At 49.7% G+C, this 13,347-nt stretch carries 12 protein-coding genes and 1 pseudogene; 6 read left to right on the forward strand and 7 right to left on the reverse strand.

Translation table 11 applies throughout. From position 1 onward, the window contains the following. Positions 1-9 precede the first annotated feature (9 nt). Positions 10-1,422 carry a sucrose-6-phosphate hydrolase gene (locus AYY16_RS12050; RefSeq protein ID WP_067367291.1) on the forward strand — a complete coding sequence of 471 codons (1,413 nt, stop codon included), beginning with the start codon at positions 10-12 and terminating at the stop codon, positions 1,420-1,422. A gap of 64 nt (positions 1,423-1,486) precedes the next feature. On the opposite strand, the gene frdD is transcribed toward AYY16_RS12050, so the two are convergent. The 4 genes from frdD to frdA are packed head-to-tail and all read right to left on the reverse strand — an operon-like array spanning position 1,487 to position 4,795. After that, on the reverse strand, positions 1,487-1,843 hold the full coding sequence (gene frdD, locus AYY16_RS12055; protein ID WP_067366714.1) for a fumarate reductase subunit FrdD: 357 nt from the start codon (positions 1,841-1,843) through the stop codon (positions 1,487-1,489). An 18-nt stretch (positions 1,844-1,861) separates the two neighbouring features. Further along, complete coding sequence (frdC, locus tag AYY16_RS12060) at positions 1,862-2,254, reverse strand: fumarate reductase subunit FrdC (protein WP_067366717.1); 393 nt, start codon at positions 2,252-2,254, stop codon at positions 1,862-1,864. Between the two features lie 11 nt (positions 2,255-2,265). Next, positions 2,266-3,000: a succinate dehydrogenase/fumarate reductase iron-sulfur subunit gene (locus tag AYY16_RS12065; protein ID WP_067366720.1), complete on the reverse strand. Its 735-nt coding sequence runs from the start codon at positions 2,998-3,000 to the stop codon at positions 2,266-2,268. After that, positions 2,993-4,795 (reverse strand): fumarate reductase (quinol) flavoprotein subunit, encoded by a 1,803-nt coding sequence (frdA, locus tag AYY16_RS12070; protein ID WP_067366723.1) that lies wholly within the window; start codon positions 4,793-4,795, stop codon positions 2,993-2,995. Before frdA ends, AYY16_RS12065 begins: the two co-directional genes overlap by 8 nt. Before the next feature lie 747 nt (positions 4,796-5,542). Between frdA and glpA the strand changes: the two genes are divergently transcribed. From glpA to AYY16_RS12090, 4 genes are all read left to right on the forward strand, one after another. Then, a complete protein-coding gene (gene glpA / locus AYY16_RS12075) occupies positions 5,543-7,189 on the forward strand; it encodes an anaerobic glycerol-3-phosphate dehydrogenase subunit A (RefSeq protein WP_067366726.1) in 1,647 nt (548 codons plus the stop codon). Then, positions 7,179-8,480 carry a glycerol-3-phosphate dehydrogenase subunit GlpB gene (gene glpB, locus AYY16_RS12080; protein ID WP_067366729.1) on the forward strand — a complete coding sequence of 434 codons (1,302 nt, stop codon included), beginning with the start codon at positions 7,179-7,181 and terminating at the stop codon, positions 8,478-8,480. Before glpA ends, glpB begins: the two co-directional genes overlap by 11 nt. After that, positions 8,477-9,673: an anaerobic glycerol-3-phosphate dehydrogenase subunit GlpC gene (gene glpC / locus AYY16_RS12085; RefSeq protein ID WP_067366732.1), complete on the forward strand. Its 1,197-nt coding sequence runs from the start codon at positions 8,477-8,479 to the stop codon at positions 9,671-9,673. The genes glpB and glpC overlap by 4 nt, the downstream gene beginning before the upstream one ends. A gap of 183 nt (positions 9,674-9,856) precedes the next feature. Beyond that, positions 9,857-10,555 carry a DUF3313 domain-containing protein gene (locus AYY16_RS12090; protein WP_067366736.1) on the forward strand — a complete coding sequence of 233 codons (699 nt, stop codon included), beginning with the start codon at positions 9,857-9,859 and terminating at the stop codon, positions 10,553-10,555. 21 nt (positions 10,556-10,576) lie between these two features. On the opposite strand, the gene AYY16_RS12095 is transcribed toward AYY16_RS12090, so the two are convergent. Genes AYY16_RS12095 through AYY16_RS12105 form a run of 3 tightly spaced genes read right to left on the reverse strand, consistent with a single transcriptional unit; the run spans position 10,577 to position 12,725 of the window. Then, complete coding sequence (locus AYY16_RS12095; protein ID WP_150384925.1) at positions 10,577-11,287, reverse strand: DUF2799 domain-containing protein; 711 nt, start codon at positions 11,285-11,287, stop codon at positions 10,577-10,579. Positions 11,288-11,330: 43 nt separating this feature from the next. After that, a complete protein-coding gene (locus tag AYY16_RS12100) occupies positions 11,331-11,969 on the reverse strand; it encodes a DUF2799 domain-containing protein (RefSeq protein WP_067366741.1) in 639 nt (212 codons plus the stop codon). A gap of 15 nt (positions 11,970-11,984) precedes the next feature. Continuing rightward, positions 11,985-12,725 (reverse strand): hypothetical protein, encoded by a 741-nt coding sequence (locus AYY16_RS12105; protein WP_067366743.1) that lies wholly within the window; start codon positions 12,723-12,725, stop codon positions 11,985-11,987. 162 nt (positions 12,726-12,887) lie between these two features. Here AYY16_RS12105 and AYY16_RS21140 point away from each other — a divergent pair. Continuing rightward, positions 12,888-13,318: pseudogene (locus AYY16_RS21140) on the forward strand (hypothetical protein). The last annotated feature ends 29 nt before the right edge of the window (positions 13,319-13,347 follow it).

Here is a 13,347-nt window from a genome sequence, read left to right on the forward strand (position 1 = left end):
GATAAATATATGGTTCAGGCGACACTGCTGTCAGGAATTATTCAGGCCCTGATGAAGCATCAGGGGCGTGCACAGCGGGATACGCATTATCCCGGCTGGCATGCGGCGCCTGTCTGCGGCCTGATGAATGATCCTAACGGGTTTATTTATCATAAAGGTCGCTGGCATCTGTTTTATCAATGGAATCCTTTTGGCTGTGAACATGAAAAAAAATGCTGGGGACACTGGCATTCAGAGGATTTGGTTCACTGGTCCCATGCCCCGGTTGCGCTGCTGCCTTCCGGAAATAATGATTCCGGCGGGTGCTTTTCCGGAAGTGCTGTGGATAACGAAGGTACCCTGACGCTCTGTTATACCGGTAATATTGAATACAGCGACGGCTCACGAACGGCGAGGCAATGTCTGGCGCGGGAGAAACCTGACGGCGGATTTGAAAAATACGGACCGGTACTCGGGCTGCCTGAAGGGTACAGCGGTGATGTGCGTGATCCGAAAATCTGGCGGCATAATAACCACTGGTATATGGTGCTGGGCGCCCGTGATAATAATGATAAGGGCAGAGTGCTGCTGTATGACGCCGCTGAATTAGGTGACTGGACGCTGCGCGGTATTCTGGCGGGCAGTCATTATGGTGGTCTGGGTGATGCGGGATATATGTGGGAGTGCCCGGATCTGTTCAAACTGAATGGTGAATGGGTCTTATTATGTTGCCCCCAGGGAATGCCCCGTGATGCAACCCGTTTCCTTAACACCTACCCGAGCACTTATCTGGTCGGGCAGTTTGATTATGAAAGTAAAATTTACAACCATAAACCTCAGGTGAATGAGGTGGATGCCGGGTTTGAGTTTTATGCGCCGCAGACATCACTGGCAGAAGATGGCCGCCGTATCATGATTGGCTGGATGGGGGTGCCTGATGGTGAGGAAATGTTGCAGCCGACGATAAAAAATGGCTGGATCCATCAGATGACCTGCCCGCGTGAATTATCATTGCGCAAAGGGCATTTGTATCAGCAACCGGTTGCCGAGCTTAAACAATTACGCGGCGCAGGCGGGCAGTGGTCAGGCGAGGCGGATAATGCCCTGGAACTGAATGCGAGACGCCTGGAAGTTATCATCAAACTGACCGGACCGCTTATTCTCAATTTCAGCAAACAACTGATTTTTTCCTATGACGGACAGGAAGTCCGTTTATCACGCCGCAGTCTGATAAGCGGTGTTTGGCTGCATCGTTACTGGCAGGGTGAAGTGACACAACTCCACATTTTCACTGATCATTCCAGTGTTGAGATTTTTATCAATGATGGTGTTGCGGTGATGAGTAACCGTTATTTTCCTGTACAGCCCGCCACACTGAGTTTTCGCGGACTTTCCCATGTTCAGCTCAGCTATTGGCAGCTGAATATGGCAGAAGTGGCATAATTATTATGCAGTAAAAAGACCGGCTCAAAAGAGCCGGTCTTTTTTTATCAGGCAGTTACCGTGATTACAGAGTAAACACACCAATCACTGCCATCACACTGAGGATCGTAGCTAAACCATAAAACACCCAGCGTCCGGCAGGGACGTGGATTTTCAGGTCATGCATACAGTGATGGAGACGGTGAAGCGCACACCAGATTGGCAGGATAATCATCAGCAGCAGGAATACTTTACCGATGAAGCTCTGACAAAATGCCAGAACCCGCCCGTAATTGAGTGCGCCATGTGCAATATCAAATGGCAGCATAAAGGCCAGCAGCACAATAACGGCAGGTGCGACAATCGCACTCCACATACCGCCCGCACCAAACAAACCCCAGAAAACCGGTTCTTGTGAGCGTTTCGGATTCGGATTAATCATTTTCGGCTTCCTTCCTTATCACAGCAGTGCAACGGCGAGAATAGCGGCGTTAACAATGATGGTAACCACCCAAAGCCCGCGTACAATCGGCTCCGGTCCCATTTTTTCATTTTTAATGACAATGTTGGCAGCCTTGGGTGCCAGCTGGAACCAGGTGACGGTGTGCAGCAGTGTACCGGCAAGTGTCAGGATATTGATTAACACCACAACCGGGTTTTGCAGCAGATGGACATAATCAGCCCAGTCAGCGGGACCGCCTTTCAGGCAGTAAACACCGTACATTACCAGCAGGCTGAACCACAGCTGAACCACCGCCGTGCCTTCGCGCACCATGTAAAAACGGTAAAAACCGAGCTTATTCCACCATGTCGGTGTCATTTCACGCACATAAGGTTTACGTTTGGTCGTCATTTCTCTCTTCCTTATTGTGGTTTCAGACGGGCAATAATAAAGTCTTCCGCACTGGCGACTTTCCCCTGCTGAATTGCCGCCGCCGGATCCACATGTTTCGGACAAACTTCAGAGCAGTAGCCCACGAATGTACAGCTCCACACCCCGTTATCACCATTGATTTGCGCCATGCGCTCTTTTTTACCGTGATCACGGCTGTCAGTGTTGTAACGTTGAGCAAGTGCCAGGACACCCGGTCCGAGAAATTCCGGGTTCAGCCCGAACTGCGGACAGGCGGAGTAGCACAGACCACAGTTAATACAGCCTGAGAACTGATGGTATTTCGCCATCTGTGCCGGTGTCTGATTATTCGGTCCTTCGGACGGCTTGCGATCATTGCCGAGAATATAGGGCTTAATCGCTTCCAGACTCTCAATAAAGTGTGTCATATCGACCACCAGATCGCGCTCGACCGGGAAATTCCCCAGAGCATCAATCTGCATGCCTTCCGGATATTCGCGCAGGAACGTTTTGCAGGCGAGTTTCGGCACTTTATTGACCATCATGCCGCACGAGCCGCAGATAGCCATGCGGCATGACCAGCGGTATGAGAGGTCAGGAGCCAGGTTATCTTTGATATAGCCCAGCGCATCAAGCAGTGAAGTCTGCTCATCGTAAGGCACCTGATACGTCACATTATGCGGCTCACTATCCGTTTCCGGGTTATAGCGCATCACGGACATTTTCAGCATTTTCATCTCAGCCATTGACGTTTTCCTTCTCTTTATTCGCCTGTTCAGCCGCAGCAGCTTCGCCGCCGTAAACGCGTTTTGCCGGCGCGGATTTGGTGATTTTCACATCACTGTATTCCAGGTGCGGCGAGCCATCCGGATTATGGAAAGCGAGGGTATGTTTCAGGAAGTTGACGTCATCACGCTCTGTACAGCCTTCATCCAGACGCTGGTGGGCGCCACGGGACTCTTTGCGGTTAAGCGCCGAGTGCGCCATACATTCCGCCACATCCAGACCAAATCCTAATTCAATGGTATACAGAAGATCAGTATTGAAAACACTGGAGTGATCGGTGATTTCAACCCGTTTAAAGCGCTCTTTCAGCTCTGCCAGTTTATCGACGGTTTTCTGCATCAGTTCCGGCGTCCGGTAGATACCGCAGCCTTCTTCCATGGACTCGCCCATTTCATCGCGCAGTTTCGCCCAGTTTTCTGTGCCTTTCTGGTTCATCAGCGCTTTCAGGTTGTTTTCGATATCCGCTGTGCGGGCGTCGATAGCATTACTGTTGGCACTGTGCGTTTCCTGCGCGTGTTTTGCCGCTTGTTCACCTGCCAGACGACCAAAGACCACCAGCTCTGCCAGTGAGTTTGAACCAAGGCGGTTAGCCCCGTGCAGACCGACAGACGAACATTCACCGACTGCAAACAACCCTTTGATCCGGGTTTCACAATGATGATCAGTTTCGATGCCGCCCATCGTGTAGTGCGCGGTCGGACGAACCGGGATCGGCTCTTTTACCGGGTCCACACCTACGTAAGCTTTTGACAGTTCACAGATAAACGGCAGGCGCTCAAGCAGTTTTTTCTCACCGAGATGGCGCAGATCCAGATACACCACATCACCACGGTTTGTTTTCACTGTGCGGCCTTTGCGCCACTCATGCCAGAATGCCTGGGACACTTTATCGCGCGGTCCGAGTTCCATATATTTGTTTTCAGGATGGCCGAGCGGGGTTTCAGGTCCCATGCCGTAATCCTGTAAATAGCGGTAACCGTCTTTATTGACCAGAATGCCGCCTTCACCACGGCAGCCTTCTGTCATCAGAATACCTGAGCCCGGCAGACCGGTCGGGTGATACTGGACAAACTCCATATCCCGCAGCGGAACACCGTGGCGGAACGCCATTCCCATACCATCGCCGGTCACAATGCCGCCGTTGGTGTTATAACGGTAAACGCGTCCGGCACCGCCGGTTGCCATAATGATTGAGTTAGCGCGGATCTGAACTTTCGTGCCTTCCATCATATTGAGTGCCACCAGACCACGCGCCTGACCTTCATCCACGATAATATCGAGGACAAAATGCTCATCAAAACGCTGGATCTGCGGGTATTTCAGCGAGGTCTGATACAGCGTATGCAGCATGTGGAAGCCGGTTTTATCGGCGGCAAACCAGGTCCGCTCGATTTTCATCCCGCCGAAGCGGCGGACATCCACGGAACCATCTTCTTTACGGCTCCACGGGCAGCCCCACAGTTCCAGCTGCGTCATCTCAGCCGGACAATGCTCAACAAAATACTCAACTACATCCTGCTCACATAACCAGTCGCCCCCGGACACCGTATCATTGAAATGATAATCATAGGAATCATGGGATTGCGTCACAGCCGCAGAGCCACCTTCTGCGGCAACGGTATGGCTGCGCATCGGGTAGACTTTTGAGATCAGAGCAATTTTCAGGTGCGGGTTGGCTTCAGCGGCAGCAATTGCTGCCCGTAACCCGGCACCACCAGCCCCGATAATTGCGATATCGGCATTAAAGGTTTGCACTGTGCTTCTCCATTGTTCAGGTAAATCGAAAGTTAAAATGTAAAAATAAATCTAAAACGAAAATTTAAAATTGTTATCAGTAACCGAATCCTTTCAGTCGATTGGAATACCAATCATTCGCGGTTACAAATCCGTAATAAAAATGATGTCTTAGCTAAAGTATAACGAATAGCGAATCGTTTAAATTTGATGTAACCAAGGGTTTTCATCGCTAATTGAACGTTTTTTTCGGATGATTACCTTGTAACTTAGCGTGATAACTCAAGTAATTATTTACTTGTATATTATTTTGTTTATTTTACGTTAAGACGAATATATAGAGTAAACAGATAATTAGCGCTAAAAGCATAGCGCATATTATTAGCTTAACAATAAATAAATGGCAGCAGTGTGAGTCGGCATGAAAATATCTGCTAAATCAGTCAGTTTTCGGGTATTTCACCCGCAGAAACATCAGCAGAAATAACGTATGTTACAAATATGTGATGTCCGTCACGACTGTGGATTATTTCACTCTGATTATGGTTTTTTTATTTTCGTTTTTGCTCATTATCAATCATGGTGTTGCAAAAACAGGCTAAGCTATCTCTATAATATACCCAACGTCATTCAGGATGCAGGAAGGCGGCAAGGGAAGACAGGCGGGGAACATAGATAAACTATGTGACCCGGCTGGATGAGCGTAGCCAACACACCTGCAGTTTGAATGAATAAGGGTATAAAGGGAAAGCGACTGAGAGGAACCCTATGTCTGATTCACCTGTCAATGAAACCGATGTCATTATTATCGGTGGCGGGGCAACCGGTGCCGGGATGGCACGGGACTGTGCCCGGCGCGGTTTGCGTACATTATTACTGGAGCGGTTTGATATTGCGACCGGTGCGACCGGTCGTAACCACGGTCTGTTACACAGCGGTGCGCGTTATGCTGTGACCGATCCTGAATCCGCCCGTGAGTGTATTGCGGAAAACCGTATTTTACGGCGGATTGCACGTCACTGTGTCGAGGATACCGGCGGGCTGTTTATTACGCTGCCGGAAGACTCCCCTGAGTATCAGAAAACATTTATGGATGCCTGCCGTGAAGCGGGCATTGATACACAGCAGATGTCGCCGGAAGAGGCGCTGCGTTTTGAGCCATCCGTTAACCCTGCATTGCTCGGTGCGGTAAAAGTACCGGACGGCACGGTTGATCCGTTTCGTCTGACGGCCGCCAATATGCTGGATGCCCGCGAACATGGTGCGCAGGTGCTGACATACCACGAAGTGATGAGTATTTTGCGTCACGGCGATCAGGTAATTGGCGTGGAGGTTTATGATCATCATGAACAGCGCCGTTATCCGCTGTATGCCAATGTGGTGGTGAATGCGGCGGGGATCTGGGGACAGCGCATTGCGGAGTACGCAGATTTGCGCATTAACATGCTGCCGGCCAAAGGATCGCTTTTGATCCTCGGGCACCGCATCAACCAGCGGGTGATCAACCGCTGCCGTAAACCGGGTGATGCCGATATCCTGGTGCCGGGTGATACCATTTCGCTCATCGGCACGACTTCTGTCCGCATTCCTTATGATGATATCGACAACATGATTGTCACCGCAGATGAAGTGGATACGCTGATCCGCGAAGGGTCACGCCTGGCACCAGCTATGGCGCAGGCGCGTATTCTGCGTGCATACGCAGGTGTCCGCCCGCTGGTGGCAGCAGATGATGACCCGACCGGGCGCAATATCAGCCGCGGTATCGTATTGCTCGATCACGAAAAACGCGACGGACTGCGCGGCTTTATGACGATCACCGGCGGCAAGCTGATGACATATCGCCTGATGGCAGAATGGGCAACAAATATGGTGTGCGAAAAACTCGGACACACCGCGCTCTGCTCAACAGCCGATGAACCGCTGCCGGGCTCTGCACAGTCGGCAGAGCAAACGCTGCGCAAAGTTATCTCGCTGCCGGCACCGCTGCGCGGCTCTGCGGTTTATCGTCACGGTGACCGTGCCGCGCAACTGCCGCACACCACGCGCCTTGATAAAAGCCTGGTGTGTGAATGTGAAGCCGTCACCGCCGGTGAAGTGCGCTATGCGGTGGAAAGTCTGACAGTGAAAAACCTGCTCGATTTACGCCGCCGTACCCGGGTGGGAATGGGAACCTGTCAGGGCGAGCTGTGTGCTTGTCGTGCGGCGGGTTTACTGACGCAGCTGAATGTCACCACAGCGGAAAAATCGGAAACAGAACTGATGCATTTCCTCAATGAACGCTGGAAAGGGGTTCGCCCGATAGCATGGGGAAATGCGCTGCGTGAAAGTGAATTCACCAGTTGGGTTTATCAGGGGCTTTGCGGTCTGGAAACCGGCGGGGATGAGGGGCAGGGAGAACAGTATGAAATATGATGTGGTGATAGCAGGCAGCGGGCTGGCAGGATTGACCTGTGGTGTAAAACTGGCGGAAAGCGGACTGAGCTGCGCCATTATCAGTGCCGGACAAAGCGCGCTGCATTTCTCCTCCGCCTCGCTGGATTTGCTCTCGGCGTTGCCGGACGGGCAGCCGGTCACAGAGCCTTTTTCTGCACTGGCAGAGCTGGCGCGCCAGGCACCGTCTCATCCTTACAGTGTTATGGGTGAATGCGGGGTCCGCCGGGCAATAAGTCAGGCGATGACGCTGTTGCAACAGGATGAACTGCAATTACAGGGGCGGGCAGAGAAAAATCACTGGCGCTTAACGCCGATGGGGCAATGGCGCATGAGCTGGCTCAGCCCTGCGGTCGTGCCTGTTTTACAGGAAAAAAACAGCGCAGAACTGCCGCCGCTTGCCATTGTCGGGATCACCGGGTTTCTTGATTTTCAGGCAGAAATGACGGCGGCGGCACTCACCCGTTCAGGGTATCCGGCGCAGGCTTATACGATTCATCTGCCGTGCCTGGATAAGCTGCGTAATAATCCGAGTGAATTCCGCTCTGTTAATATTGCCCGCCTGCTGGATATCCCGCAGAACCGGCAGGAACTGGCAGACGAACTGAAACAGTGCGCGATTGCAGAGCAGGCGTTGGTGTTACCTGCCTGTTTTGGTCTGGATGACCGGGATGCGGTGGTATTTCTGCAACAACAACTCGGTAAAACCGTGTATCAATTGCCGACACTGCCGCCCTCTCTGTTAGGTATCCGTCTGCATCAGGCGTTGCTGAACCGTTTTCGCCGCGCCGGTGGTTTTGTTATGCCCGGCGATACCGTGATTGCCGCCCGCCGCGAAGGCTCGCGTATCACACAGTTATTCAGCCGCAATCACGGCGATATTCCGTTACAGGCGGATCAGTTTGTCCTGGCATCCGGCAGTTTCTTCAGTAATGGATTGGCGAGTGATATTGACCATATCTATGAACCGCTGCTCAATCTGCGCTTAACGCAAACATTGCCGCGCAATGCATGGACATCAGCAGATCTGTTCGCGCGTCAGCGCTATATGGAAGCGGGGGTGGCGGTAAATGCACATCTGCACCCGGCCGATGATAACGGCGCAATTACCAATCTTTATGCGATCGGTGCGGTACTGGGGGGTTATAACCCGTTACAGGAAGGGTGCGGTGCCGGAGTATCACTGGCAACAGCTATGTATGCCGCAGAGCAGATCCTGACGCAGGCGGCGGCGGACAAAAAAGTGATGCATGAAACGGAGGTGAATGCATGAGCGCGGGACAAACACTGTTTGAAAACTGCATAAAATGCACGGTGTGTACAACTTATTGTCCGGTGGCAAAAGTTAATCCGGACTATCCGGGACCAAAACAGGCCGGTCCTGACGGGGAGCGGTTGCGCCTGAAAGACTCGATGCTGTATGACGATGCGCTGACACTCTGTACTAACTGCAAACGCTGTGAAGTGGCGTGTCCGTCAGATGTAAAAATCGGCGATATTATTGCGCGCGCAAAACTGAAGTATCATCCGTCACGTCCGAAAATCCGTGATGCGATTTTAAGTCACACGGATCTGATGGGATCGCTCTCTTCGCCGTTTGCACCGGTTGTAAATACGATCACCGGGCTGAAACCGGTGCGTAAATTGCTGGATGCGGCGCTGAAAATCGACCACCGCCGTGAACTGCCGAAATACTCGTTCGGGACATTCCGCCGCTGGTACAAAAAACAGCAGGCGGTACAGGATAAATTCAGCGAGCAGGTCGCGTATTTTCATGGTTGCTATGTGAATTATAACCATCCGCAGCTTGGTAAAGATATGATCCGCGTCTTTAACAGCATGGGGATCGGCGTGCAGTTGCTTGAGCGGGAAAAATGCTGCGGTGTGGCACTGATCGCCAATGGCTTTGAAAAACAGGCAAAAAAACAGGCAGCAGTAAATGTGGAATCACTCACTAAAGCCATTGTTGAACAAAATATGCCGGTTATTGCGACGTCATCGACCTGTGCATTCACACTGCGGGATGAATATCCGCATATTCTGGATGTGGATACCGCACCGCTGCGCGATAACATTGAACTGGTGACGCGTTACCTTTACCGGCTGATGCAGGAAGGGCGTAAGCCTGCGCTGCGTCATACGCCGCTGAGAGTGGGGTATCACACACCGTGTCACATGGAAAAAATGGGCTGGACGGCGTATTCCCTCGAGCTTATCCGCTCAATTCCCGGCGTTGAGCTGATTGTGCTGGATTCACAATGTTGTGGTATTGCAGGGACTTACGGTTTCAAAAAAGAAAATTACGAAACCTCGCAGGCCATTGGCTCACCACTTTTCCGCCAGATAGAAGAGTGCGGCATTGATCTGGTGATCAGTGACTGTGAAACCTGCAAATGGCAGATTGAAATGTCTACCAGCAAAAAATGTGAGCATCCGATCTCCCTGCTGGCGCGGGCATTGGCATAAATATCAGATAACACGAACCGGCTGCGGCCGGTTTTTTTACAGCTGAGCTATAGGGTCTGTAGTCAACGACCAGGCATTCTGAAGTATGACGGGTATAAACCGCATTTTCTATTCATATTACTCTCTTTTTCGGTGTTAGCATCCCGGTAACTTTTTAAAAATCATAAAGATACCGAGAGTAATATGCATCGCGCAGCAAAGAATACCGTTACAAAAAGTACAATCACAAAGAATACAGTCACAAAATCCATCATAACAGCGGCAGCACTCTTTCTGTTGGCGGCATGTTCAAGCCGTTTGCCGGATACGACGGAGCAATCAGGTTTTCTTAGTGACTATCAGCGTTTGAATGAAGAAGATACGGTGTCCGGCAATAAAATAAAGGCATGGACATCAACTGAGTTCAGTACAGACAAGCCGGAAACAAAACTTATTTTTACCCCGGTTTCTTTCAGACCGCTGAATAAAAATAATCAGATGGGCAAACAGTTTATGGCGGTGTTGCTCAACTACACTAATCAGCAGATCAAACGGGAACTGGCGAAACATTATACATTGACGGAAACTACCGCTCCCGGAGTGCTGCATTTCAGCGGGGTGATTACCTCGGTTAGTCTGACAAATAAAGAGATGAAGCCGTATGAAGTGCTGCCGGTAATGCTGATTATTGCCGGAACGCAGCTTGTGGTCGGTAACCGGGATGCGGATACCAATCTCTTTTTTGAATGGAAAATTACAGATTCAGTCACGAAAACAGCTCATCTTGAGGCGATCAGGAAGAATAACGGGGTTCAGCTGAGTAACAAACAGCAACAGATAACCCTGGAAGATTTAAAAGAGGCAGTGGATATCATTGCGGCAGAGATCCTGCCTGCCGCATAGTATTCACACCGGCGGCTGATATTACCGGCCGCCCGTTTCCATAATCAGACGCTGTGCTTCAGAGTGCAGCAGTTCCAGCCTGTACTGTAAATCGGTCACTGTGCGTTTAAGCGAGTGGTACTCGCGGCGATCTTCGCGGGAAGTTTCACTGTCATCACTGTAGCGCAGTTTATTTTCCAGCTGAGACAGTTCGTATTTCGCATCGGACAGTTCGGATTTCTGATCTGCAATTATCCGGCCCTTGGTAAAAAAGATCAGCATATTCTGCCGCTGACGCTCTGAGAGCAGCGGCGAACAGGTTTCCATCATATTATTAAACGCATATTCAGGCCCGACATACAGCGCCGTTTTATAAACACAGTAACCGTCTTTCAGCCCCTGCTGATAACCGGCTTCCCACTGTTTTTGATTGAATTTCAGCTTGTAACGCTCACAATCACGCAGAGTTGAATTGTAGTATTGCGGGTTGCCGCCCCGCGTTCCGATATCATATCCGGTTCCGCGCCAGTCTGCCTGATAGGACAGACAAACCTGTTTCTCTTTTTCGTGCAGAATCTGCACCTCTTTCATGCGTTCGGCTTCCCGCGCCTTTATTTTGGCGATCCCCTCAGGAGTGGCATTATATTGCTCTGTATCAAAATTATCACTGGCATTACCAATCGCGCCGCAGGCAGTCAGCAGAAGCAGCGGAGAGAGCAGCAAAACACGCCGGGCAGTGGCAATTTTTATCATCAGGTTATCCGTTATATTTCTGATCAATCCGTTATATTCCGGGTCAATTATATTTCACGATGGCAGAGAGGTTCTGGCTGTCCAGGGCGCTCAGCTGGCTGCGGTACTGGCGCAGGGTTCGTTCAGAATCACGCTGTTCCTGCTTCAGGCGACGCAGCAGATAGCGGGCTTCGCGGGCATCCTCTTTATCTTTCATTCTGTCTTTACGCTCATCCAGATCCCTGATGGTGCTCTCCAGATTGTCATACTCTTTTGCCAGCTCTTTTATCTGATAGTTGAGATCTTTCCAGTGCAGTCCCATTGTCCATGCTGCATTGAGCTGAGATATCCGCGTGCCTTTTGCATGACAGAGGGTGGTTTCATACGTGTAATTTTGTTTACCGGTTTTATAAGCCTGTAATGGTGTGCAGTATTGAACCATCCCGCTTTTGTGTCCGCTGTCCCACTGTTTCTGATCAACAACAAAATCGTGTTTTTCACACATTTCCCGGTATTGCGCCAGACCAGATGCGCTTTCCACACCCGCCAGTGCGTAATCCTGCCCGAGCGTCAGTGACCCCTTCTTACAGGTTTCCCGCTCATCTGCGGCCTGTCTTGAGGCTTGCATGGCATGCCATTCTTCATCGGACATACAACCACTCAGCAGGGGGAGCAGCGAGAGCAGCAAAAAATATTTTTTCATCAGTAACCTGTTCTTTTAGTGCCAGATAGTGAAAGGAAGTGCCAGATACTGACCAAATGTCAGCAGGCCGTCCGCAACGGTTGCCAGCGGAGAAAGGGCTTTCGCTTTGCGGTTTTGAGACTCCAGTGTGGCTTTGTCTTTGGCTGTGACGGTATCAATCAGATACGGAAACGGGCGCGGCAGTTTTGTTTTTATTGCCCGCTTTGATTCAGGCGTGGTGGTAAACATTTGCGCGCGGCTGTCACCCAACGGGAAATAAAAACATGGCTCTTTCAGGAAAAGAGTAAAATAAATCCGGCTTGATTCAAATGTTCTTTTGTATTCATCAATTTGTGACTGCGGAACTGTGTTGTTAAAACACATAATTAAGGTGAGATCACTTAATTCAGGCTTTTCCAGCGGAATGCCGTTTTTATCAACCAGTTTGTAATTCCAGCCCCCCCAGCCCTTTTCATCGCGATACCGCACACGGATATTATCGCGGATAGCCGGGGTATCAATGATGAACTGTACTTTCTTTGCAACCGGCGCAATATAGGAATATTTCTCCCCGACTATCAGAAACTCTTTTTTCTTAGGATCATAGGAGAAACCAATAAAGTTATCTTCGCTCCGGGTGGAGATGGTCGGGTTAAAGGCATCGGTAGAACTAAGGACTTTAGAACTGACAATAGTGCGGTCGATGGGGTCGTAACTGCCGCAACCGGCAAGAAGGGTGGCGGATAATCCAACAATAAGCCAAGGTATTATTCGCATGAGTAAAATTCCGTTTCAGAAATAATAAGGTCAGTGACCGAACATCAGATAAGGGAAGAGTAACTAATTTCACAGCGGATAAAATCAGGATTAATCCTTAATGTAATAAATCTTGGAAATTATCTGTGTTTTTGGGGGGGAGGTGGACAAGGATAATTGATAATGCGAGGAAGATACTTGGATAAATTCATCGAGTATAAATTACAACTTATGCTGGTTGAACGATTTGATAAATCGCCTATTTCATCTAAGGTATTGCATTTTAGATTAAAAGAAAAAGGTATCGTTAAAGGTGGGTTAAGTACCCTTAGTACTTCAAGCTGTCGTAGCCTTATTTTTGCTTACGTAGACCAATAATTATCTCCATTAAATTTAAAAAACAAGTAAAATAGCAGTTTGTTAATCTCAAAAATCACCAAGAATTATTAGGTAGGGGGTAATTATAACTGGAAAATGAAAAAATTCGTCATCAGCTAATTGAAAATGTAATATCTTTGATTGAGATTGTTAATTCATTGAAAATTAATGCAATTTTACTAGTGAAAAGTCTTTTTTCTTCCCACATTATGCGGGAATTAATAAACTCGTCATAAATGAATAATTGCCACCACTCTATTGTGAT

Source organism: Morganella psychrotolerans, assembly GCF_001676155.1.
GTDB classification, from domain to species: Bacteria; Pseudomonadota; Gammaproteobacteria; order Enterobacterales; family Enterobacteriaceae; genus Morganella; species Morganella psychrotolerans.

Bases quoted from the DNA above. Each gene is read 5' to 3' on its own strand.
- AYY16_RS12050 (WP_067367291.1), top strand. From the start codon at position 10: ATGGTTCAGGCGACACTGCTGTCAGGAATTATTCAGGCCCTGATGAAG.
- frdD (WP_067366714.1), bottom strand. From the start codon at position 1,843: ATGATTAATCCGAATCCGAAACGCTCACAAGAACCGGTTTTCTGGGGT.
- frdC (WP_067366717.1), bottom strand. From the start codon at position 2,254: ATGACGACCAAACGTAAACCTTATGTGCGTGAAATGACACCGACATGG.
- AYY16_RS12065 (WP_067366720.1), bottom strand. From the start codon at position 3,000: ATGGCTGAGATGAAAATGCTGAAAATGTCCGTGATGCGCTATAACCCG.
- glpA (WP_067366726.1), top strand. From the start codon at position 5,543: ATGTCTGATTCACCTGTCAATGAAACCGATGTCATTATTATCGGTGGC.
- glpB (WP_067366729.1), top strand. From the start codon at position 7,179: ATGAAATATGATGTGGTGATAGCAGGCAGCGGGCTGGCAGGATTGACC.
- glpC (WP_067366732.1), top strand. From the start codon at position 8,477: ATGAGCGCGGGACAAACACTGTTTGAAAACTGCATAAAATGCACGGTG.
- AYY16_RS12090 (WP_067366736.1), top strand. From the start codon at position 9,857: ATGCATCGCGCAGCAAAGAATACCGTTACAAAAAGTACAATCACAAAG.
- AYY16_RS12095 (WP_150384925.1), bottom strand. From the start codon at position 11,287: ATGATAAAAATTGCCACTGCCCGGCGTGTTTTGCTGCTCTCTCCGCTG.
- AYY16_RS12100 (WP_067366741.1), bottom strand. From the start codon at position 11,969: ATGAAAAAATATTTTTTGCTGCTCTCGCTGCTCCCCCTGCTGAGTGGT.
- AYY16_RS12105 (WP_067366743.1), bottom strand. From the start codon at position 12,725: ATGCGAATAATACCTTGGCTTATTGTTGGATTATCCGCCACCCTTCTT.